The 24,502-nt window shown below is 28.8% G+C and carries 20 protein-coding genes; 13 read left to right on the forward strand and 7 right to left on the reverse strand.

All coding sequences use genetic code 11. From position 1 onward, the window contains the following. Nucleotides 1-12: 12 nt before the first annotated feature. Nucleotides 13-819 (reverse strand): DNA ligase, encoded by an 807-nt coding sequence (locus tag HRT41_04295; GenBank protein NQY23227.1) that lies wholly within the window; start codon nt 817-819, stop codon nt 13-15. A 93-nt stretch (nt 820-912) separates the two neighbouring features. On the opposite strand from HRT41_04295, the gene rfaD reads away from it, so the two are divergent. From rfaD to HRT41_04330, 7 genes are read left to right on the forward strand one after another with little or no spacing between them, the layout of a single operon-like run. Continuing rightward, on the forward strand, nt 913-1,923 hold the full coding sequence (gene rfaD, locus HRT41_04300; GenBank protein NQY23228.1) for an ADP-glyceromanno-heptose 6-epimerase: 1,011 nt from the start codon (nt 913-915) through the stop codon (nt 1,921-1,923). Beyond that, the gene (rfaE1, locus tag HRT41_04305; protein ID NQY23229.1) at nt 1,923-3,356 is read left to right on the forward strand and encodes a D-glycero-beta-D-manno-heptose-7-phosphate kinase; all 1,434 of its coding nucleotides are present in this window, start codon (nt 1,923-1,925) and stop codon (nt 3,354-3,356) included. Before rfaD ends, rfaE1 begins: the two co-directional genes overlap by 1 nt. 9 nt (nt 3,357-3,365) lie before the next feature. Continuing rightward, a complete protein-coding gene (gmhA, locus tag HRT41_04310; GenBank protein NQY23230.1) occupies nt 3,366-3,938 on the forward strand; it encodes a D-sedoheptulose 7-phosphate isomerase in 573 nt (190 codons plus the stop codon). 26 nt (nt 3,939-3,964) lie between these two features. Then, nucleotides 3,965-4,510 (forward strand): adenine phosphoribosyltransferase, encoded by a 546-nt coding sequence (locus HRT41_04315; protein NQY23231.1) that lies wholly within the window; start codon nt 3,965-3,967, stop codon nt 4,508-4,510. A gap of 23 nt (nt 4,511-4,533) precedes the next feature. Continuing rightward, nucleotides 4,534-5,781 (forward strand): tryptophan synthase subunit beta, encoded by a 1,248-nt coding sequence (gene trpB, locus HRT41_04320; protein NQY23232.1) that lies wholly within the window; start codon nt 4,534-4,536, stop codon nt 5,779-5,781. Between the two features lie 9 nt (nt 5,782-5,790). Then, nucleotides 5,791-6,483 carry a DedA family protein gene (locus tag HRT41_04325; GenBank protein NQY23233.1) on the forward strand — a complete coding sequence of 231 codons (693 nt, stop codon included), beginning with the start codon at nt 5,791-5,793 and terminating at the stop codon, nt 6,481-6,483. Further along, complete coding sequence (locus tag HRT41_04330) at nt 6,473-7,906, forward strand: leucyl aminopeptidase (GenBank protein NQY23234.1); 1,434 nt, start codon at nt 6,473-6,475, stop codon at nt 7,904-7,906. Before HRT41_04325 ends, HRT41_04330 begins: the two co-directional genes overlap by 11 nt. Before the next feature lie 44 nt (nt 7,907-7,950). Here the strand turns inward: HRT41_04330 and HRT41_04335 are convergent, their stop codons facing one another. Next, nucleotides 7,951-8,892 carry a helix-turn-helix transcriptional regulator gene (locus tag HRT41_04335; protein ID NQY23235.1) on the reverse strand — a complete coding sequence of 314 codons (942 nt, stop codon included), beginning with the start codon at nt 8,890-8,892 and terminating at the stop codon, nt 7,951-7,953. A gap of 110 nt (nt 8,893-9,002) precedes the next feature. Between HRT41_04335 and HRT41_04340 the strand changes: the two genes are divergently transcribed. The 3 genes from HRT41_04340 to HRT41_04350 are packed head-to-tail and all read left to right on the forward strand — an operon-like array spanning nt 9,003 to nt 13,194. Further along, complete coding sequence (locus HRT41_04340) at nt 9,003-11,003, forward strand: TonB-dependent receptor (protein ID NQY23236.1); 2,001 nt, start codon at nt 9,003-9,005, stop codon at nt 11,001-11,003. A gap of 8 nt (nt 11,004-11,011) precedes the next feature. After that, the gene (locus HRT41_04345) at nt 11,012-12,004 is read left to right on the forward strand and encodes a class I SAM-dependent methyltransferase (GenBank protein NQY23237.1); all 993 of its coding nucleotides are present in this window, start codon (nt 11,012-11,014) and stop codon (nt 12,002-12,004) included. Nucleotides 12,005-12,006: 2 nt separating this feature from the next. Continuing rightward, nucleotides 12,007-13,194 (forward strand): MFS transporter, encoded by a 1,188-nt coding sequence (locus HRT41_04350; GenBank protein ID NQY23238.1) that lies wholly within the window; start codon nt 12,007-12,009, stop codon nt 13,192-13,194. A gap of 20 nt (nt 13,195-13,214) precedes the next feature. On the opposite strand, the gene HRT41_04355 is transcribed toward HRT41_04350, so the two are convergent. The 5 genes from HRT41_04355 to HRT41_04375 all read right to left on the reverse strand — a co-directional run bounded on the left by HRT41_04355 (nt 13,215) and on the right by HRT41_04375 (nt 20,317). Next, nucleotides 13,215-14,756 (reverse strand): PepSY domain-containing protein, encoded by a 1,542-nt coding sequence (locus HRT41_04355; GenBank protein ID NQY23239.1) that lies wholly within the window; start codon nt 14,754-14,756, stop codon nt 13,215-13,217. A gap of 586 nt (nt 14,757-15,342) precedes the next feature. Next, nucleotides 15,343-15,909 carry a nucleotidyltransferase family protein gene (locus tag HRT41_04360; protein ID NQY23240.1) on the reverse strand — a complete coding sequence of 189 codons (567 nt, stop codon included), beginning with the start codon at nt 15,907-15,909 and terminating at the stop codon, nt 15,343-15,345. Next, nucleotides 15,906-16,880: an XdhC family protein gene (locus HRT41_04365; protein NQY23241.1), complete on the reverse strand. Its 975-nt coding sequence runs from the start codon at nt 16,878-16,880 to the stop codon at nt 15,906-15,908. The genes HRT41_04360 and HRT41_04365 overlap by 4 nt, the downstream gene beginning before the upstream one ends. A 102-nt stretch (nt 16,881-16,982) precedes the next feature. Further along, entirely contained in the window at nt 16,983-17,513 is a 531-nt protein-coding gene (locus tag HRT41_04370) for a 2Fe-2S iron-sulfur cluster binding domain-containing protein (protein NQY23242.1), read from the reverse strand. Between the two features lie 2 nt (nt 17,514-17,515). After that, nucleotides 17,516-20,317 (reverse strand): xanthine dehydrogenase family protein molybdopterin-binding subunit, encoded by a 2,802-nt coding sequence (locus HRT41_04375; protein ID NQY23243.1) that lies wholly within the window; start codon nt 20,315-20,317, stop codon nt 17,516-17,518. A gap of 290 nt (nt 20,318-20,607) precedes the next feature. On the opposite strand from HRT41_04375, the gene HRT41_04380 reads away from it, so the two are divergent. The 3 genes from HRT41_04380 to ychF all read left to right on the forward strand — a co-directional run bounded on the left by HRT41_04380 (nt 20,608) and on the right by ychF (nt 24,404). Continuing rightward, the gene (locus HRT41_04380) at nt 20,608-21,252 is read left to right on the forward strand and encodes a response regulator transcription factor (protein NQY23244.1); all 645 of its coding nucleotides are present in this window, start codon (nt 20,608-20,610) and stop codon (nt 21,250-21,252) included. After that, entirely contained in the window at nt 21,242-23,131 is a 1,890-nt protein-coding gene (locus HRT41_04385) for a HAMP domain-containing histidine kinase (protein ID NQY23245.1), read from the forward strand. Before HRT41_04380 ends, HRT41_04385 begins: the two co-directional genes overlap by 11 nt. Before the next feature lie 169 nt (nt 23,132-23,300). Beyond that, nucleotides 23,301-24,404: a redox-regulated ATPase YchF gene (gene ychF / locus HRT41_04390; protein NQY23246.1), complete on the forward strand. Its 1,104-nt coding sequence runs from the start codon at nt 23,301-23,303 to the stop codon at nt 24,402-24,404. Nucleotides 24,405-24,502: the final 98 nt, after the last annotated feature.

Genomic DNA, 24,502 nt, shown 5'->3' on the forward strand with positions numbered 1-24,502 from the left:
TATTAATGTGAACTATTCTTCTTTTCTTATTCGTAAGAAAGAAGCAAAACGCGGTTTTTTATTCTTAGTTAGACCATAGTATTTAAAAGTCACGATATCACCAACAGAAGGGGGATTTGCTCTCTCATCTTTGCTAAAGCCACCTCCTAAATTAAACGTCACATTATTTTCTAGTTTTATTAATAAAGAACGCATTGTATTGTTTTTACCATAATTTATTTTCTCAACTCTACCTTCTGTATCGTAAAACATAGTAACTTTTAGGGCTTTATTTGTTCTTGTTTTAATATATTCTAAATTAGGGTCTTTTACTATTACACCTTCACCTTTTAATAAAACAATTTTTTTAAGATAATCGTATAGATGTTTTTTGTTTTTGCATACTATTTGTTCAATAATATGTACTTGTGAATTGGGATTATTTTTAAACCAATTTTTTGCTTTATTAACACGTTCTAGAAAATTACCCTTAGCATTTGGGGCTTCAAAAATATTATAGGAGATTTCTTTCCAGTATTTTGACGGAGTTTTATCTAAAACAATGCTTTGAATATTTGAGAAATCATTTCTTTTTGTCCACAATTCCCCATCCAGTTCAAAAGAAGGGAAGTTTTTAGTAAAACTAGCAGGTGCATAGATTTTATTGCCATTTTTACTTAAGAATTCTTTTCCATTCCAATAACCTCTTATTCCATCTAGTTTCTCACTCATAACCCAACCACTTACATCTTGATTGGTATATTGATTGGGTCTTTCAATCTCTACTTGAAAAGAATACAGTGATAAAAAAGTAAATAGAATGAAGCTTAATATTTTCATGACCTGAGTATATTACAATTTAGATATTTTTATTATAAAGTCATAATGATTTTTTGGATAATATATTTACTATATTAAACAATTGGATAAACTATGACATATACAAATACAGATTTTAATAACAAGACTATATTAATTACAGGGGCAGCAGGTTTCATTGGTTCTAACTTATGTTTTTATTTTCAAGACAACTATCCAAAAGCCAATATCATTGCTCTTGATTGTTTTCGTTCAACAGCTACATTATCAAATGGTAATCTAAAAAGTTTTGGACATTATAAAAACCTACTTGGTTTTAATGGCACGGTAATCTCAGGTGATATCAATGATAGGAAACTTTTAAAAGCTTTAAAATACGACTATAACTTTGATTATATCTTTCATGAAGCGGCTATTTCTGATACTACGGTAGAAGAACAAGATTTAATGATTAAAACCAATGTGAATGCTTATGAAGATTTATTAAAAATTGCTATTAAACACAAAGCCCACATGATTTATGCTTCATCAGCTGCTACTTATGGAGATGCTTCATCTCCACAAACTCCAGGGGATGAAGCACCTGGAAATGTTTATGGTTTCTCAAAACTAATGATGGATAATATTTCAGATACTTATATTAAAAAAGACCTAGGTATTTCTATTATTGGATTGCGTTACTTTAATGTATATGGAGCAAAAGAATTTTTCAAAAATAAAACAGCTTCTACTGTTGTACAATTTGGCCATCAAATACTTGCAGGTAATACACCTAAACTTTTTGAAGGCAGTGATAAGATTTTAAGAGATTTTGTTTACATAGAAGATGTCATTCAGGCTAATATTAAAGCAGCTTCAAGTGGTGTTTCTGGTGTGTATAATGTAGGTACTGGAAAAGCAAGATCTTTTCAAGACATAGCTGATCTTTTACAAGAAAACTTAGGTACTAGTTTAGGTACGAATTATATTCCTAATCCTTTTATTGGCCAATACCAATTTCATACAGAAGCAAATATTTGTGCTACTACTGCTGATATTGGATATGAACCAGCATATGAGCTAGAAGATGGGATTAAAGCTTATATAGAAGAGATTAAACGTTTATATACAACGGAGGTGAAATAATGATTGAAAGTATTTTACAAAGTAATAAAAGAACCTCGATTTTAGTTATTGGGGATTTAATGATTGATCATTATTTATGGGGAAGCTGTGAGCGTATTTCTCCAGAAGCTCCTGTTCCTGTAGTTGATATTAAAAGCGAAACTACTGTTTTAGGTGGGGCTGGAAACGTTATTAATAATCTTGTTTCTTTAGGAGCAGAAGTAGGAGTACTTTCTGTTGTTGGAAATGATGCTGTTGCAAATGAATTAAAATATATCTTAGATGAAACAGGTGCTAAGTCTTTTTTAACAGAACAAGCAGGAAGAAAAACATCTAAAAAATCACGTCTTATGGCTGCTAAGTCACAAATTGTTAGATATGATCATGAAAGTAAAAATGATATATCTTTTGAGTCAGTAAAAAAAATATTTTCTAAATTTCAAGAAATTATTAATGGTTATGACATTATTTTATTATCAGATTATGGAAAAGGTGTTTTAACTGATACGTTAACAAAAGAAATTATTGAGTACGCAAGTAAATACGATAAAAAAGTATTAGTAGATCCAAAAGGAACAGATTATTCTAAATACAAGGGTGCTTATTTATTAACACCTAATAAAAAAGAAGCACAAATTGCTTCTGGAATTGAGATTGATTCTAGCGATACTTTGGAATTTGCATTAAAAAGACTGAAAGATATAGCAGCTTTAACATACTCTGTTATTACCTTAAGTGAAGATGGTATTGCTATTTTAAAAGACAATAATGTGATTACCAAACCCACAGTTGCACGTGAAGTTTATGATGTGACTGGGGCAGGGGATACCGTACTTGCTTCTTTAGGTTTTGCTTTGTGTTTACAAGATGATATTGAAATTGCAGTTGAGTTTGCTAATTTAGCAGCTGGTGTAGTTGTAGGAAAACTTGGATCTGCAACAGTAAGTTTAGATGAAATAGAAGATTATAAATCAAGTATCTCAAAAAGCTCCATTGAACTTCATATTAAAACACAAGATGAAATAGAAAATCTTACAAAACGTCTTGCCTTAAAAAACAAAAAAATTGTTTTTACCAATGGTTGTTTTGATATTTTACATAAGGGACATGTTTCTTATTTAAATATTGCTAAATCTTTTGGAGATGTATTAATTGTTGGATTAAATTCTGATGCATCAGTACGAGCTTTAAAAGGTGAGAACAGACCTGTAAATGAAGAAGATGACAGAGCGTATATGTTAAGTGCGTTAGAGAGTGTTGATTATGTAGTGGTATTTAATGATGATACGCCATATGAACTTATTAAAAAAATACAGCCTCATACTCTTGTAAAAGGGGCTGATTATGAAGGTAAAGAAGTAGTTGGTTCTGATATTGCAAAAGAAACACGATTGGTTGAATTTGTTGAAGGCAAAAGCACAACAAAACTCATTGAAAAAATCAAAAATAAATAAGGCTCTAAAATGAAAGACATTATTAAAAATGAATTTAATTTACATTTAGAAACAATTACTAATGTAATAAATACTATGCAAGGGCCTTTAGAAGAAGCTGCTAAATTAGCAGTGGATACTTTAAAAGCGGGTAATAAAATACTGTTATTTGGAAATGGTGGAAGCGCCGCTGATGCACAACATATAGCAGCAGAATTAACAGGACGTTATAAAACAGAAAGACGTGGATTACCTGGTATTGCACTTACTACTGATACTTCTGCTTTAACAGCTATTGGAAATGACTATGGATATGAGAGAATTTTTGACAGACAAGTTGAATCCTTGGCTAATAAAGGGGATTTACTATTAGGAATCTCAACTTCTGGGAATTCTAAAAATGTGATTTCTGCTTTTAGACTGGGACGTGAAATGGGATGCCGAATTCTTGGTTTCTCTGGACGTGATGGAGGAGCTATGAATGAATACTGTGATGTGAATTTAATAGTACCCTCAAATGATACTCCACGTATTCAAGAAATGCATATTTTATTTGGACATACTATTTGTCACATTATTGATACAGCATACGAAGAGAAGTAAAAGTTAAAAAGCAAAAAAGGTAAAAAGTGAATTTAAGTAAAGCAGACAAACAAATAATAAGTGACTCAATAAGAGATATACAAGACTTTCCAAAAAAAGGCATAGTATTTAAAGATATTACGACTTTATTAAACAATAAAGAAGCCTACCAAGTATTGATGAATCATTTAGAAGAACGTTACAAAACATATGATTTAGATTATATAGCTGGAATTGATGCCAGAGGTTTTATTTTTGGAGCAGCTCTTGCTGATAGATTAAAAATCGGTTTCGTACCAATTCGTAAAAAAGGAAAACTTCCTTCTACTACTGTATGTGAAAAATATGAATTGGAATATGGTTTTGATGAGGTAGAAGTACACTTAGATGCTTTTAAAGACATACCTAATGCAAGAGTATTAATGATTGATGATTTAATTGCAACAGGTGGAACTGCGAATGCTGCTGCTAAATTAATAAACAATGTAAATGCCCTTTTAGTAGAATCTTGTTTTATTATGAACTTGACTTTTTTAAATGGAAGTGAAGCTGTAAGCAAACATGCACCTGTATACTCTGTGTTAGAGATTTAAATATATAAAAATAGGATAGAAGAATGAATAATCAAAACAATAACTTAGAAGAAGAATTCAGAGAATTTTTCTATCTTCCAAAAGCATCAAAATTTGATCCCGATGAAAATGGACATTTTGACAAGTTTGGTGGAAGATATGTACCAGAAACGCTAATGCCAGCTTTATTGGAATTAGAAAAAGAATATAAAAGTATTCGTTTTGATAAAGATTTTTGGATAGAAGTTAATGCTTTATTAAAAGATTATGTCGGACGTGAAAATCCATTATATTATGCAAAAAATATTTCAGAAGAAATGGGTGCAAAAGTATATTTAAAAAGAGAAGATTTAAATCATACTGGGGCTCATAAAGTTAATAATGTAATAGCCCAGGGTTTATTAGCAAAACGTTTGGGTAAAAAGAAAGTAATAGCTGAAACAGGGGCAGGGCAACATGGTGTTGCAACGGCTACTATTGCTGCATTACTTGGTTTAGAGTGTACTGTTTTTATGGGTGCAAAAGATGTTGAAAGACAAGAATTAAATGTATTCAGAATGAAACTCTTAGGTGCTAAAGTTGTTAGTGTTGAATCTGGAAGTAAAACACTAAAAGATTCAATGAATGAAGCTATTAGATATTGGGTTACAAATGCCAGAGATACATATTATATTATAGGTACAGTTGCAGGGCCTCATCCTTATCCTATGATGGTAAGAGACTTTCAAGCTATTATTGGTTTTGAAGCAAGAAAACAAATTCTTCAAAAAGAAAATTGTTTGCCTGATTATGTAATTGCGTGTATTGGTGGAGGTTCTAATGCTATTGGAATGTTTTCACATTTTTTAGAAGATAAAGAAACGACTTGTATTGGAATAGAAGCAGGTGGTTTAGGAATAGATACGGATAAACATGGTTGTTCACTTGCAAAAGGAACACCAGGTGTACTGCATGGTCAATGCTCTTATTTATTGCAAGACAAAGAAGGACAGATTTTAGAAGCTCACAGTATTTCTGCTGGTTTGGATTATCCAGGAATTGGGCCAGAGCATGCTTATCACAAAGAGTTAGAAACAGTAGAATATGATTCTATTACGGATCAAGAAGCTTTAGATGCTTTTGTATGGTTAAGTAGAAAAGAAGGAATTATTCCTGCTTTTGAGAGTGCTCATGCAATTGCGTATTTGAAAAAAGCACAAAAAAGATTTAAAGATAAAATTATAATTATTAATCTTTCCGGACGTGGAGATAAAGATATGGTACAAGCAAAAGATTTACTAAACTTTGACTAAGGCGTAATATTGAATAATTTATTAAGACTTTTTAAAAAACACTCAGGCAAAATTTTAGCTTTAGTGGTGATAACATTTTTTTCTTTTTTAGCCTACAATTTATATCAAGCACCAGTAGATGGATTTACTGATAAATTTGTATATTTATTAAAAACCTATGGTTATGTGATTTTATTTGCATGGAGTATTTTAGAGGGGGAAGCTGGTTTAATAATGGCTGGACTTTTATCTCATACAGGTGATATGAATGTGTATATGGCTGTTTTTATAGCAGGTCTTGGTGGTTTTGCAGGGGACCAAATATATTTTTATATTGGACGTTTTAATAAAGCTTATGTTCATAAAAAATTTAGAGGTCAAAGACGTAAATTTGCCCTCTCTCATTTGTTACTCAAAAAATATGGTTGGCCTATAATTTTTATGCAGCGTTATATGTATGGAATGAGAACTATTATCCCTATTTCAATAGGGCTTACAAGATACAGTGCTAAAATGTTTGCTTTTATAAATCTTATTTCTGCTTGGTGTTGGGCTGCTATTACTATAGTACCTGCTTGGTATTTTGGAGAAGAAATATTAGTAGTTCTTCATTGGGCTAAAGAGCATTGGTATTTCGCTTTACCTTTTGCTTTAATCTTTGGTGGAAGCATAATATACTATTTTAATAAAATGACTAAAAAAAAGGAAGAAAATGAAAATTAATTTAAATGATAAAAATATTAATAAAATAAGTGCAGATGTAGAAATTATTATCACTACGCCTACAAACTTAAATAAATCAAATGATATAAAGTTATTAGAAAAAGTAAACTTCAAAGCACATGACGAAGAAGTGGTTTTATTACTTGAAAAACAAAAAATATATGTTGGTTGTGAAGATAATTCTTATGATGGTATTGCAATTGCTATATCATCTGCTATTAAAGAGCTTAAAAAAACTACTTTTACAAGCGCAAAAGTTCTTTTAGAAAATGATGATGAAAACATTTTAAAACCCCTTGTTGAGGGTGCATTTTTAGGTGAGTACGAATTTTCAAAATATAAAGCAAAAAAAGAAAAATCAACTAAAATCAAATTAACAATTGTCTGTAAAAAATTAACAACTCTTTTAGTTAATATTTTAGAAGACTCGGTAATTATTGCATCTTCTGTTAATAAAGTAAGAGACTTTGTAAATACTATTCCTAATGATTTTTTCCCAAAAACAATGAGCCGTGAAGCTAAAAAAATAGCTAAAAATGACGATGTATCTGTGAAGATTTATGGAGAAGACTATTTAGATAATAACAAAATGCATACTATGTTAGCCGTAGGTCGTGCTTCAAGACATGAATCACAACTTATTCATTTGACGTATAAACCAAAGAATGCTACGAAAAAAATCGTATTGGTTGGAAAAGGTTTGACTTATGATTCAGGTGGTTTGTCTTTAAAACCAGCAGATGGAATGTTGGGTATGAAATCCGATAAAGGTGGAGGATGTGCAGTACTAGGAATTTTAAATGCAGTTTCTTTACTAAAACTACCTATTGAAGTACATGGAATTATTGGTGCGGTTGAAAATATGATTGGTGGAGATGCTTATAAACCAGATGATGTATTAATTGCAAAAAATGGAACAAGTATTGAAATTAAAAATACAGATGCAGAAGGAAGACTTGTATTAGCTGATTGTTTATGTTATGCACAAGAACAAGTAGAAGATTTAGATTATATCTTTGATTTTGCAACCTTAACTGGTGCTGCTGTTGTTGGTGTTGGACAATATACTACTGCTATTATGGGAAATGATATTGCTTTAAAATGTTCTGCTGTAGGTACTGCTTTAAGAGCAGGAGAGTTAGCAACAAATCTTCCTTTTAACAGACATCTTAGAAAATTAATTAAATCAGATATTGCAGATATTGCTAATCTTGGAACAACCAGGTTAGGTGGAGCTATTACAGCTGGAATATTTTTGGATCAGTTTATTACCAAAAAGAATAAAAACAAGTGGTTACACTTTGATATTGCTGCTCCTGCTTATGTAACTCATGCTTGGGGATACAATCCTATTGGAGCATCAGGTGCTGGTGTTCGTATGACAGTTGAGTTCTTAAAGAATCTTGATAATAATAAGTGTTAAACACTTATATATATTTAAAGAAAAAGGAATAGCTTCCTTTTTCTTTAAGAGTAGTATTTTATATTTTTAATACACTCTTTTGGGTTTATTTTAAACTCTTTAAAAAATGCATTTGAAAAGTTATTTGAATATTTATATCCCATTAAGTGTGCTACTTCATTTACATTATATTCTCCCTCTTCTAATAAATACTTTGCTTTTGTTAATTTATATTTTGTTAAAAATTGATAAGGACTTTGTTTATATACTTGTTTAAAGCCTTTTTTTAATTTAAACTCATTGATACATACAATTTTTGCAAGCTCAACAATTGAGGGTGGGTTTTGTAAATCTTGAAGAAGTATTTCTTTTGCTTTAAGTATTTGTTGTTTATCGTAAGTATTTAGTTTGATTGCATTTTTTGTTGCAGATATTTTATTTATTTCTAAATATAAGAGTTCTAATATTTTACTTTGTAAAAATAGCTTATTAATTTCACTGTTATTAGAATGGGCATAGATTTCATTTAAAATTCTTTCACTCTTTACACTTGTAGGGGAAAAATCAATCAGATTAAGTTTTTTATGATTTCCATATTTATTTAAAATAGTATTTTCAAAATTTTTTTGTAAAAAATCTTCATTTACTATTAATCTAATTTGTTCAACTTTTTTGCTAGTAAACTCTCTAATGCCTTGGGAACCATCAAAAAGAGAGATGGTAGTAAATCCCTCCTTAAATTCTATTATTTCTTTTTTACCAGAGCTTTTATAATTGGAATAACCTTTTAATCCAAATGTTATAACAAACTTTTTTTCATGTTGATTTGTTTTTATTTTCGTTGGTTTTAGAAATTCAAAATGGGTTTTTAATAATAAAAGTCCTTCTTGAATATGCAGTTTTTCCATATAGTCTTTTCCTATATTTTTAGGAAAGGTATTCTCTAAAATATTTTCATTGGAGGAAATATTATCTAACAATATCTCTTCTAAGTTAAGTTTACACATGTTTTTCCTTTTGTAATAGAAATAAAACCTTTTAGCATATTAATGATATTGAATATCATTTTTATCCAAGATATAATAATTTCAATTAAAAATAAATTAAAGGAAGAATAATGATAGACCTTAAAAGTAAAACATTATTAACAATAACAAGTATTATTTTAAGCAGTAATCTTTTAGCTAATAATACTCAAAATCTTAACACAGTTACAGTAAGTGCCCAAAAAAGCATAGAGGATGTACAAAAAATTCCTATGAGTATAAATGTATTTAATGCACAAACATTAAAGAATAATACAATAACAAAACTTGATGATATTGCTTTATATACCCCTGGTTTATTACTTTTTAATACAGGAGAAGAGGGCTTAATAACTCCTTCAATCAGAGGAATATCAGGAAACATTAGTTCTTTCTCTACTCCTGTTAGTTTATATCTTGATGGTGTGCCTGTAATGAGTAGTTTTGGTTATACAAATGCTTTATTGGATGTAGAGAGGATAGAAGTATTAAAAGGTCCTCAAGGTACTTTATATGGTAATAACTCCGAAGTTGGAGTAATCAATATAATTAGTAAAAAACCAAATAATAAATCAAAAGCTAAACTCTCAGTTATTATTGCAAATAAGGGTAAAAAAGAATATCAAGCGAATCTTTCTTTCCCCATCATTAAAGATAAGTTTTATGTAAGCCTTGCTTTAAAGCATGAAGAAAAAGATGGTTTTATAAAAAATACCAATAGTTATCAAAAGGAAAACAATAAAGAAGGTGATTTCCAAAAGATTAATTTACGATTTACTCCTTTAGATAACTTGGATATTTCTTTTGTTGTTTCTAATAGTAAAAGAAATGATGGTTCTTTAGATTGGGCAAAAGCAGGGCAAGAAAATAATGTAGAAGTAAGCTCAAACCTAATAGGTTATTCTAAACCTAAAGAGCGAAACTATTCTTTGAAAGTAGATTATGATATTAATAATACTAGTAAATTTACATCAATTACTGCAAAACGTAATTATAAAGAAAAAGCTGCACTAGATCTTGATTTAAGTGCTACAAACATGGCACATATTTACAGAGACTATGAATTTGATACTTTTTCACAAGAGTTTAAATTAGAAAAGAATTTTAAAAATACAAAGTTACTTGCAGGTGTGTATTTCTCTAAAGAAAAAGATGATATATATTTTAAAAGAGTAACAATGATGGCTCCCTTAGGAATGAGTTCGTTACAGTACTTAAACTCAAAAACATATAGTATTTATAGCAATGTAACTACCCGAATAAATGATAAATTTAGCATAAGTGCTGGTCTTAGATATGACTATGAAAAAAAAGATTTAATCCTTGCCTCTTCTACTATCAAACTTGAAAAAGATTTTAAAAACATCTCTCCTAAACTTTCTTTTTTATATGATTTTAATGATGAATCAATGATGTACTTTACTCTAGCACAAGGTTATAAAAGTGGAGGTTTTAATGCTTTTGTATCTTTGCAAGATGAGAAAAAATTTACTGAAGAAGAATTGACTTCTTATGAGTTAGGATATAAAACATATTTGTTTAATAACAGCGTAATATTTAATTCATCTCTTTATTATATGAATATAAATGATATGCAAGTTGAGTTAAGAGATGGCTCTAATAATCCCTATACAACAAATGCAGCAAAAGCAAAATCTCAAGGTCTAGAGCTTGAAGTGCAAGCTTTTGTAAGTGATGATATAACACTGTTTGCAAATGGTGCTTTAAATAAAACTATTTTCAAAGAGTACAAAAATAATAGCAATGATTACAGTGGGAATACTAATCCTTTTGCTCCTAAATATAATTTTAACTTAGGAGTATTATATGAAAATGTTAGTGGTTACTTTACTAAAGTTGATTTAGCTGGATATGGAAAAACATATTTTGATCCTGCGAATAAATATTTTCAAAAAGCGTATGAGGTGGTTAATGTAAAAGTAGGGTATTCAAGTAAAAATTATGAAATCTACTTTTATGGGAAAAATGTATTTGATCAAAAACACGATGCAACGAATGTTTATCTCAATGGAACGGTATCTGTGTATAACGATGATAAAGAATTTGGCGTTCAATTAGCGTATAAGTTTTAGGAATATAAATGACAAAAAATATTAATACCTATTTACAAATGTTATTGGTTCAGCAAAAAGTTGAACTCTTAAGCATAGCTTTGAACTTTGAATTATTTAAAGCTTTAGAGGAAAAAGAACACAGCTATATTACATTAGCAAAACATATGAGAAGCAATAAGAACAATACGAAAATATTATTAGAGGGTTTAGATTTATTAGGTCTTATAAAAGAAGAGAACAATATCTATGTAAATACAAAACTGTCAAGAACATATTTCACTGCGGGCAAAAAAAACTATTGTGGGGATTTGTTTTTGCATAGAAAAGACTTATTATCTAAAGCCAATACAATGTTATCTTCTTTAATACTAAAAGAGAATGAAGACAACAGCAATGCAAAGCATCCAGAAGTATGGGCAAAAGCAGCCAAAAAGAATTTAAAACAAGAACAACTTAACCTTATTTCACCTATTTCTTTAAATATTGTAAAAGAATTAAAAGAGTTTAAACATTTTAAAAAGATGTTAGATTTAGGATGCTCTTCTGGAATACTTAGTTTAGAATTTGTGAAAAATCATCCATCTATGACAGCAGTTTGTTTTGATTATAAAGAAGTTACCACTGTAGTTAAAACACATATAAAAGAGTATGACTTAGAAAATAGAGTTAGCGTGATAAGTGGTGATATTGAAGAAGATGATATTGGAAAAGGCTACGATTTTATTTGGTGCAGTAATATTTTTTATTTTATAAAAGATAATAAAAATTTGCTAAAAAAAATATACGATGCATTAAATCCCAAAGGTGTTTTAATTACTTGCCATATGGAAGAGCAGAACAATACAATGGATGAAGCAAGTTTCTTTTATTTTTTATTTTTAAATTTACAAGGAAAAAAGAGTTTAAAACAAGAAGACTTAAAAAAAGACTTCAAGGATGTAGGCTTTAAAAGTATTACTACATTAAGAAGGGAAGATTTTCCTATGACTCCTAATTATATACATATTGTAAGGAAATAAAGATGAATGCATTACAAAAAAAGAACATACTCTTTTCTATTTTATTTATTGCTATTTTAACGCCTGTGATATTTTTTGTCATGGGTATTCCAATGATATTGCAAATGAAAGGATATGATGCAGCACTTATTGGAAGCTTTCAATTAATTGGACTGCCTATGGTTTTTAAATTCATAATGTCGGCACCTATAGATAGGTATGTTTTTGAAAAAAGACATTATAAAAAATGGATTTTCTATAGTGGAATAGTATATGCTTTACTTTTGGTGTATATAAGTTTTCTTTCTTTAGAAGATAATATCTCATTGATTTTTGTGGCTATTTTTATTACGGCTTTAATATCTACCTTTATTGATATTCCTTTAAATGCATTAGCAATAAAAATATTTACAGAAGAAGAAAGGTTTAATGCAAGTACTTATAAAGTGGCTGCATATTCTATTGCTGCAATGCTTGGAAGTGGTGTATTTCTCTTATTTTACAATCATCTTGGTTGGAGAAGTACTTTTATTCTAATGTCAGTTATGTTGCTAGTATCTTTATATATACTAAATTTTATTGAAGAACCCGATGAGGTAATCAAAGAAGAAAAAGTTTCATTAAAGAAAATCATAAGTTTTTTCAAGCAAAAAGATATAAGTATTTGGATTTTTATCTTAGGCTTTTATTTTGCTTTTATAAGTGCCATTTGGGTTTTCATGAAACCTTATTTAATAAGCAAAGGAGTAAAAGCAGATGATATAGCAATATATGTTGGAATTTATGGAAGTTTAATTGGATTTTTAGGAGCTTTATTAATAAGTAAATTTGCTAATAATTTTTCAAGAAAGACCTTATTATTAGCATTTATTGTATTTAATATAATAAGTGCTAGTATTTTAGTATATATTGAACAAGCAGAATTAACATTGTTTTCTTTAATTCTAAGCATTACTTTTATTGCTTTGTCAATATCATTGTCCTCAGCAATTATCTTTACTATGATTATGGATTATGCAAGAAAAGAAACAAGAGCCATTGATTATTCTATTCAAGCAAGTTTTTTCTCACTAACAAGAATTATTTCCGCTGTAATAGCAGGCCTAATAATATCGACGTTCAACTTTCAAATAATGTTTATCTTTGAAACTATAGGAATGATTATTGTGTGTATTTTCATATATAAGTTTTATAAAAGTAAAAAGAAGTAAAAGAATATTTCTTTTACTTCTTAGAATTCAAAATATTTTTTAGGTAGTTTTTTCCCTGTAAATATTAATAATGCAGCTACTAGTAGAAGAATGATATCGCTTGCTAGAATTTGGATTAATCCTTCTTGATATAATCTTATGAACGAATATCCACTAAAAAACTCATGTGATATTACAGCACATATTAAGAATACTGATGATAAATAACAAGTGTATTTTGTAATTTTAAATAAATCTTTTTTAAATAAAATGACTGCTAATAATACAAGGAAACAAAGATAAAATAGTGTTTCTTGAGTACTGTATCTCTCACCCATAAAAGAGTAAAAGACAGCTGATTTTGGAATCAACCAAACACTTGCAAATAGAAAAGATGAAGAAATTAATGAACCTAAGATAATAGTAAAACTTAAAGGTTTTAATACTTTATAAGAGAACTTATCTTTTTTTGCTCTCTCCAACCATAAGCTCATTGCAAAAACAAGTCCTATTAAAATACTAATACTAATAAAAGCAAAAATGATTCGAGGAAGATCCGAAAAAGTTCTTAAATAATGCAAATAAAAGATTGCATCCAGTGTTTTTTCTGCAAAAGTACCATCATCAGCTATTTTTTTCTCAAGTACTTTTGCATTTGTTCCATCTAAGATGATATAACTTTCATTGGTCATAGAACTTATAAAAAAGTTCTTAGGTTCATAACCTATGAATTTTACCCGTGAATTAATATCATTGTAATTGTATATTTCCATTTTATAAAAAGAGATATCATCAAATTCTTGCGTGGCTTTTGTATAAAGTTCATTTACGCTGATACTTTTTATTTTTTTACTTAAATCCATGTTTTTTAAAGCAGGATCAAATAAAATATTTCTTTTTGTTTGTAAAGCATTTAGGGTTTCACCTTTTGTTAAATAATGCGTTAATAAAGGGGAACTGTAAAGACCTAAATTAAACAATGCTCCTGTTATTCCAAACATAAAAATTAAAGGAAGAGTATAAAAAAATAAAAGCCTGTGATATTTTGCATAAAAAGCTTTATTGGATTTTGTTTTTTTATTGCTGTATTTGTTTTTTATGATTAATAAAATGCCAGAAAAACACAAAAATACGACAGCAACAGACATAAAACCAAAGAGTATTTTAACTAACAAAGAATTGAATAACCCGCCTGTGTGCATTTTATCAAAAAACTGAGATATTTTGAAATTCTTAGGCCTTACTCTTTTACAGGTATTGGGATCTAAATAAAAGTTAGGTCTGTTTCTTACTCGAATCAAATTTGTAGCGCTTACTTCGATACTTGGAAAAGACAGACTAATGATATCATTTCTAACTTTTTTCCCATCTTCTCCAAAATAAGTTCTTTTCGTAATTTGTTTAAGGCATTTGTCTAAATCTATATCGCTTATTTTTATATCATTTACATGTTGTTTTGAATCTTCCCATGTATTTACATAGGGTTGAAAAATAGTTAATATTCCAAAAAACAAAGAGATAAAAAAGAATAAGAGAACATTTACTCCAATAAACTTGTGTATATTAAACAGTCTTTTTTTCATTGTTTTCCTTAAAAAATGTATAAAATAGAGTATAGAATGAATGCCGGTAAGATGGCTTTTAAGATGGCGATAAATTTAGTTTTGGACATGATTATGTAAAGTGATGCCGCTGACCAAAAGAATGGAAGAATAATTATTCCAATCACAATATTTTCAAATATTGAGTACTGCAGTTGTTCTGAGATTAGCATTATTAGAAAATAAGAAACAAAAAGACCTCCAAAAATGGAGAAGAATATTCTTATAAAACCTAAGGTGCTATTATTGTCTTTTAAAAAAATAGTTTTGATTATTTTATTCATTTTACTCACTTATTTTAATTATCAAGAATGATAATTAAAATTGATTTAAAATCTTATTAAAAGGAGTTAGATCAAGACTAGTTGAAAATATAAGATCTTAATTTATCTCTTTTTTTACTTTTTAATTATAATGTGTGTAATTAACATAAAATAAAACTTTGATATAAATAATATATTTAATCAAAGTAAAACATTGAAAGATATGGGATTAAGTGTCCCACTGAAAATAATGCTTAGCACTCACAAGGAACTGGTCTTCGTATGACGCTTGAGTTCTTAAATAATTACCCTTCATGCGGATAATCTATATCTTCAATAACACCAATATCATCTACATTTAATATTTTGTATGAAAGTTTATTTTCTTTAATCACTTGATTTGCACCTTCTTGGTTTTTTATTTTACACAGTTCTTCAAAAAAATTATTTCCAAAAAAAACAGGATGCCCAACAATATTTTCATACTTAGCCCTTACAATTAGGTTCTTTTTTTGGATATTTTGTAATGCAGTGATGGTTTTCTTTTTTATATTTGGCATGTCTGCTAAAAATATAGCACAAGACTCATACATAATGGCACTTTTTTTGATTTGTTGTATGCCTACAGAAATACTAGTACCTAATGAAATATCAATGCTAGGAGCTTGTATTAAGGCAATATTAATATTCTCAAGTAAAGAAATCAGTTTTTTATCTTCATATCTGTGGACTAAATAAATAGAATCAAAGGTTTTACATATATTTTTTAAAGTTCTTAAAATAAGTAATTCTTGTCCTGAGAAACGTTTATCACTTCCATAACGTTTAGAAAAACCAGCCGCTAAAACTAAAGCACATGTATTTTGTTTCATAAGGTGTGACGAAGAGATATTAATTCAGCAATAATAGAAACAGCAATTTCAGTTGGTGTTTGACTATGAATCATAAGACCAATAGGTGCTCTTAATTTTGACAGTATTATTTCATTCATGCCAGCATTTTTTAATCGTTTAGTTCTTTTGTTATTATTTTTACTAGACCCAATAGCACCTACATAAAAAGCATTTGAGTTTAGTGAAAAAGAAATTGCATCATCATCAATACTTGGATCATGTGCTAAAGCAACAACAGCTGTATGTTTATCTACGCGTTTTCTAACAAATAAATCAGATGCTTCTTTACACAATTCAAAATTATTATTTACTCCTTCATAGACTAAATTGTCCAAAAATAGTTTTCTATTTTCACATAATTTAACATAAAATCCCAAGTCACTGGCTTGTTTCGCTAAGTGTTTTGCTACGGGTGTAGCTCCAATAATAAGCACTTGAATAATAGGGAAATAAGTAATTTGTATACTCTTTTCATTTTTAATTACATTTTTTTCTTCTGATTTATAATACTCTGGAAGTGTTATAAATGTACTTTTATTATTTTCTTTGTTGATAGTTCTTTGAAACCCAACACGCTTTTTAATTAAGTCATTCCATATTAGAAAGTTTTTTAACATATCACTTGAAGGAGTGATTTTTTCAACTAAAAGCGTCACATTTCCACAGCAAGGCAAACACAAGTTTTTCTCTTTATTTAAGAGCTGATTTCCATAGGTAAAAGTAGTAATATCTTCTTTAAAATAACCTTCATTCAAAAGTTCGCAAAACGCATCATCGCTTCTTGGTTCTGAAATAAAACCTATTTTATTTGTGCCATCATAAGCAAAAATAGAGCCTAATGGACGTACAGAGGCACCTTTTGCAGAAATAATAGTACAAATAAAAAAATCTTTTTTTTCTTTTATCCATTGTATGGCAGATTTAATTATAAGAGCTTCATATTTTTGCATGACGTGAACCTTTTATAATTACATCTTTTAAGAGTTTTAGAAAAGAAATTTTTTTTGTAAACAAAGAAGGTGTATACTCTTCTTTGTTTATAAGTACATTAACTAAAATGTTAAACCTTTTGTTTCTAAAATAAGTTTTTTCATTCCAGAATAATATTTTGCGTAACCCGTACATCTACAAATATGTTCCCCTAAGTTATCTTCAATTACTTTTTGAACATCATTTTTATTAATAGGCTTTGTTTTTAACTTATCCATTAACAACGTTGCTTCATTTACAAAACCAGATGTACACCATCCACATTGAAAAGAAAATTGTTTAATAAATGCTTCTTGAACAGGGTTTAAGGATATAATATTATTATTTTTATCTTTTTTTGCATGTCCTTCAATAGTGGTTATTTTTTTATTATTAAAAACAGAACTAGGGTTAATACATGTTCTTTTTACCTCTTTTGATCCATCCTCATTTTCTACAATAATAACACAGGCATTGCATATACCCATTCCACAGCCAAATTTAGTACCTGTTAAGTTTCTAAATTCATGTAAATACTCAATCATCATCACTTCTTGAGGTATTTCTATGGGACCAATTTTTTTTCCGTTAATAGTGAATGTTAATTTACTCATAATTATATTTCCTTTCTTATATCTTCTGGTGTAACAGGTAAGTGATAAAATCTTTTATCAATAGCATGGTTGATTGCTTCAACAATAGAAGCAACAACAGGAATCATTACAACTTCAGCTATACCTTTACTTGGGTCTGATTTACCTAAAGGAGGAAGTAAGGTATAGTTCATATTCCAAACCCCAACATCTCTTGCTCTTGGAACGTTATATCGATCTAGATTCCATGTTCCATTTCCCGCACCATCTTGACCTAGTGGCAAACTCTCATATAATGTGTGTCCAATTCCCATTGCCACACCTCCGTGAATTTGACCCTCGACTAAATCTTTGACTAAAACAGTTCCTGGTTCTAACCAAGTATGTGTATCGAGAATTTCTACTTCTGCACTTTTTTTATTTATGCTTAATTCAACCAAAGTAGCACAAGGTGCAAGGTAAGTAACCATTGCATTTCCAATAGCGGTCGTTGGGTAAGTAACATTTTTTCTATTAATTATTGTAAATTCTTTAGACTTTTTACCATATTTAGTAGCTATTGCATCTGCATAAACTTTTTGTGTTGTACCATTAATATCAAACTGGGCACTAGCCCATGCCCATCTGTTAAAACCATGAGACATTACAGCGGTAAGTAATCCCATTTCATGTGCTTTTTTTGCCAGTGTTTTTAAATCTATTGGAGGAAATCCAGAAGCTGATAATTTCCCATTTTTCCATGAAGCTGTATGATAATCACCAAAATTAGCATTTGCATAAGCATTGTTGAAATATTTTGTTTTCCAAATCTCAATAGCTGCTGGATATAATCCATGTTGTAAAATCAATTTTGCACATAAGTCTGTTGTATGTGTTTGATAATATGAAGACATAGATGCCGCAGATGCCATCGTCACAGAAGGTGTCCATTGTGGATTTTTTTCTTCTTTATCTTGTTGTTTTTGTGAAATGAAATATGGATTGTGTGTTTCAAAGAGTTTTAATATTTTGAAATCACTTATTTCAGCCATTACTACTTCATCCGCCATGCTTCCTAAGTATTTACTTACTAAAGCACCCTGTGCTGTATCCGTACCAGGTCCCATTTCAATATAACCCACTTTAACAATAATTTCTCCATTAGGGGTAATTTCAACACTTGAACTAGGAGCGGCCGCTCCTGTGCCATAATCTTTTGTAGCAATACTGTATCCCACCCCATATTTTTTACTTGGATTTTCTTTTTCAAATTGGATTTTTTTACTGTGTCTATTTTTCCAAATTGTATGTTTCTCTCCCAACTCTAACATTTCTAAATATCGGTAATCTCCATTTGGAATGGCACCTTGAGTATTTTTATCTCCTGCTTTAGATGCATTAATACGTCTTAATGCAATAGGATCAATGTTTAAATCACTGGCTGCTTCATTCATCATCATTTCCATTGCTGCCATTGTTTGTAAGGTACCAAAACCTCTCATTGAGCCAGCAATAGGCATGGAAGAAGGATAAACACTTGCTAAAAGATCTGTTCGTGGTAGATAATATATACTTTGCATAGCACTAAGCCCTACCATTGTTACAGGACCAGAAAAGTTTGCTCGACCTCCTCCATCAATAGTGGCATCAGTAATTAAACCCTTGATTTTTTTGGTTTTTTTATCAAAAGCTAATTTAGTATTAATAACAAAAGGATGACGTTTAATTCCTGATTGAAATTGTTCAAATCTGTTATTAGATAAAGAAATAGCATTTTTAGAATATAATAAACTTAATAAACCAAAGTATGGAAAAGGAGTATGGTCTTTTCCTCCGTATCCTCCACCAATGTAGGGAGAGTGAATGACTAAATCTTTAACTTCTTTACCCTTAGGTGAAGCAGCTAACATTTCTCCTGCTTGTTTATAAAAATCCCCAGGAGATTGTGTACAAATTACCATATGAATGGTTTTGTTTTTTCTATCATACCAGCCATTAAATGCTTCAGCTTCCATCATCACAGGATCAATAGAAGGAGTAGTAAATGTTTTGTTAACTACATGCCAGTCTTCATTTTTGATATCGTTATGCAGCTCATTTGCATAATGCATAGCTTGATGGATACTATCGCCTTTTACATTACCTTTAGGCCAAACTGCTTTGTTATTTTTAATATTTGGAAAAATAAGACCATTTTGTAAAGGACTGTATTTGTCTTTTAAAAGTCCTTCTTCTCGTATAATTCTCCATGTTGAATAAGGTGCTTGTTTAGCACTTACTAAAGGATGAATAGCGTTAGAGTACTTGATTATTTTATCACTGTTTTGTAAGCTATTTTTTGCATTCTTAAAACTTATAAAATCATCATAAACTAAAACAGCAACTTCTTGACCTTCATAAGCTGGTACTTTTCCTGCGGGTAATAACATATCATTACCAAAAAAACTAGGAAAACCAATTTTATCTTTTGCAAGTGTTTGGGCTGTAATAAGTACAGCTGGTTTCATTTCATTACTTAATGAAGAAAAATCTAAACCTTCAAATACTCTGTTTGCTTTATTGACTCTTAGTATAAAAGCATAAGATTGTTTCTTTGGCCATCCTTTTATATCTTGTGATCTATAGTCTCTTCCATAAATCTTCTCACCAGTAACTTTAGCAATAGCATCGAATCTGAATTTAGGTTTTCCTAAATCTCCTTTCCAATCATTTTGTAGGAGTGTTGTATTTGTATATTCTTTAAATTTATCTGAACTAAATAGCATTGGAGCACTATAAATAGTGATACCACCAATGACACATTGTTTCAAAAATCCTCTACGTGACAAATTATTAGGAGTTTGCATTTTTTTCCTTTTCTAATACATAGAATTATTATTTTTATTATTTTGTGATTAAATAAAGTTAATCATTTTGTTTTTTTCATAGCCAACAATGCTTTACAAAAATAATCACTTATAATATATATATTACTGATGTAACATTTATGTCATTTTTTGCCTTATCTATAAGAAATAAATAGATAAAATGTGAATGTATTACTTAAATGTAACATTGATTATTACCTGATCTAGCAAGAGTTTGTTATTTGAAATTCACAGATAGATAGATTAAATAAATTTTATAAAGAATATAAATGAAAGTCTTACTTGTTGAAGATGACATACAATTAAATACTACTATTGCCTCTTATTTAGAAAGTTTATCTTTTGAAGTCATTAGTGTTGAAGATGGAGAAAAAGCGCTTGATCTTATTGATGAAAATAGTTTTGATTTATACCTACTTGATATTAACATCCCAAGTATAAATGGTTTAGACTTACTAAAATACATAAGGCAAACTAATATTCATGTAGCTATTATCATTATTACGGCTTCTTTGGAAATAAATAATCTAACTGCTGCTTATGATAATGGCTGTAATGAATACTTGAAAAAACCTTTTCACCTTAAAGAATTAGAAGTAAGAATAAATAAACTTATCAATGTACAACTAAATTCAATTCAATTCAGTAAAGATTTTTATTATTGTCAAAAAAGCAGAAACTTTATTGTGCAAGAAAAAACGCTAGACTTAAGGAAAAAAGAAAAACGATTTTTAAGTATTTTAGTAGAAAACATTGGTCAAATAGTAAGCTCACAAGAAATTATAGATTATGTTTGGGAAAATGAGATTAAAGAAACATACCCAATAAGACAGCTGGTAAATGGTATACGAAATAAACTACCTCTTAATATCATAAAAACACATATAGGTATAGGTTATAAGATTGAAAATTAGTTTTAAATTAAATCAATATCTTTATCTGATCTCTGCGCTAATACTTTTAATACTTTTTGTAGGATTATCAACACAATACTATTTTACAAAAAAAATTATTATTCAAGCTTTTTATGACAAAGCGTATAAAGAGTCTATAGATATTAAAGAAGATTTTAGATTAGCTTTTGATAAAATACAATACGAATTTAAATTACAAGAAGCTAATAATATTCAAAAATTAAATTTTGCTGTTTCTTATATCCATGATAATAAAAATGCAAAACTAGATATTTTAGAAAATGAATTAAACAAAGATGTCTTTTTAGGAAAATATGAAATATTCATTATAAATAAAAATTATATTGTCGAAAATGCTTCTTATAAACCAGATATTGGGCTTAATCTTAGCTCGTATAAAGCCAATAAAACTCTTTTTGATTTGGTCTTTGATAAGAAAATTATGATAGATATCACCCCACCTAAAATTGATTCTGCTTCTATGAATTTAAAACGATATATGATGAAACTATCACATGATGAAAATAAAATCATTCAATTATCTTATGTACTAAATTCTTATGAGCCTATTAAAAAACTCTATGAGAATCGTAAAAATAGCGTAAATACTCTTGATGTTTATGTCTTAACAAAACATATGAACCAAAAAATAGACTTTGCATCTGAAAATTTTAAAAAAATAAATTTTATTCAAAACTGGAAAAAATCAAAAGAATTTTTAAATGAATTGGCTTCTGTATTGCCACAGTTTAAAAAAGAAATATCACATATTACAACTACAAATATAAATCAAAAAAAAATAATACTTAATAAAGAGTTGTCTAAAATATTTACAAAACAAAATAAACTTTTGAGCAGCCAAAATTATAGAAGCAGAATGTCCTATTTTTACTCTTTAAGTAATGGTCTTTTTAGTGATAATGATGAAACTAAATTAATTATAAAAACAACATTTGATAATTATATTTTACAAAATGAACTTAATAAAAGTTTTTATACTTTTATTGGTATTTTCTTTTTATCATTTATTTTATTATGGTTTTTATATCGATTTGTAGTGAAAAATGTTTCTTTTAAATTGATCCGCATTATTGAATCTATACATAATAATAAAGACTCAAATGAAAAAAATATTATAGTAAAAGAGATAAATCAATTACAAAGTAATTACAATGAATTACACAAACTATTAAATGATGAAGTACAAAAGAATCAACTTCTTTTAGAAGAAAATAAACAATTTATTGCAGATATGGTACATCAAATTAGAACGCCATTAACAGTTATCATGGCCAATGCTTCAAGAATTGAGATGAAATCTTATTCTGATATTATACCTTTTGTAACTCAAATAAATTCTTCAATTAGCATGCTGTCAAATTCTTATGAAGATTTGTCTTATATTATTTCTAACGATACTATAGAATACAAAGCCCGAACTATTAATTTGTCAATTTTTTTAATGGAAAGAATTGAATTTTTTAAACATATTCTTTCTGCAAATATGAAAAACTTAAGTGAAAATATACAAAAAGATATCAGTGTTTTTATTAATGATATTGAACTAGAAAGATTACTTGATAATAATATCTCTAATGCTATAAAACATAGCATTAGAGATGCAAAATTAAGTATTTCTTTAGAACAAAAATCAAAATACGATCCGATCATACTTGTTTTTAAAAGCGAAGGGAAAATAATAAAAAACCCTACTTTACTTTTTGATAAGAATTACAGAGAGAATGATGCTAAACGAAGTTTAGGTTTGGGACTTCATATGGTAAAAACTATTTGTGATAAAAATAATATTTCGTATGAAGTAAATTCTTCAAATACACATAACAATATTAATACCTTCATATATACATTTGTTAAATAAAGTATTTTCTTCAAAGAAAACTGTGTTTTTCTATTGATTTTTTAGGTCTGTAATAAGTAAAAATAAATTATAAAATATCTTTCTTGAAACATTTTTGGATATAATGCGCATAATTAATAAATGCAGTTAAAAATTAAGAATAATATTGACTGTTATCACAAGGAATAATATGGGATTAGGTGTAGGAATTGTAGGGCTACCAAATATAGGAAAATCAACAACGTTTAATGCGTTAACAAAAGCACAAAATGCAGAAGCTCAAAATTATCCATTTTGTACTATTGAACCAAATAAAGCAATTGTACCTGTTCCAGATAAAAGACTTGATGCATTAGCAAAAATTGTAAAGCCAGATAAAATTCAGCATTCAACTATTGATTTTGTTGATATTGCTGGTTTGGTAAAAGGTGCTTCAAAAGGTGAGGGTTTAGGAAATAAATTTTTATCTAATATTAGAGAAGTAGAAGTTATTTTACATATGGTTAGATGTTTTGAAGATGAAAATGTAGTTCATGTTGAAGGTGGAATTGATCCTCTTAGAGATATTGAAATTATTGAAACAGAATTAATTTATGCAGATATCACGCAGCTTGATAAAAAATGTGAGAGATTAAAAAAAGACTCTAAGTTTGATAAAAAAGCGGCAGCTAAATTAGAAGTAGCAGCAGCTGTTTTAGCTCACTTAGAAGAATTAAAACCGGTATCTTCTTACGAAGAACAAGACAATGAAGAATTTGAAGAACTTGATGTTGAATTAAGATTTTTATCAAATAAAGATGTAATTTATGGTGCGAATGTAGATGAAGACTCATTAGCTGATGCTGGAAATAAATACGTTGATGTGGTAAAAGAACATGCTACTTCTGTAAATGCAGATGTAATTGTATTATGTGCCAAAATTGAAGAAGAATTAATTGGTTTAGAAGATGATGAAGTACAAGAGTTTTTAACAGACTTAGGTGTAAAAGAATCAGGACTAGAGCAAATTATTCATAAAGCTTTTGATAAACTAGGACTTCAATCATACTTTACAGCTGGTAAAGTAGAAGTTCGTGCTTGGACTATTAAAAAAGAAACTAAAGCTCCACAAGCAGCTGCTGTTATTCATAATGACTTTGAAAAAGGTTTCATAAAAGCAGAAGTAATTGCATACGATGACTTCATCGAATTAGGTGGAGAAGCTAAATGTAAAGAAGCTGGAAAACTTAAATTAGAAGGTAAAGATTACGTTGTTCAAGATGGCGATGTAATGCATTTTAGGTTTAATGTTTAATTCTGTAGAAAACGTGACTAACGTCACGTTTTCCAGAATTAAAGGGAAGCGTATATGCCTTAAGGCATAGCTTCACCGCGGGATAACTCATAATAAAC

The sequence above is a fragment of the Campylobacteraceae bacterium genome (assembly GCA_013215945.1).
Classification (GTDB): Bacteria; Campylobacterota; Campylobacteria; order Campylobacterales; family Arcobacteraceae; genus NORP36.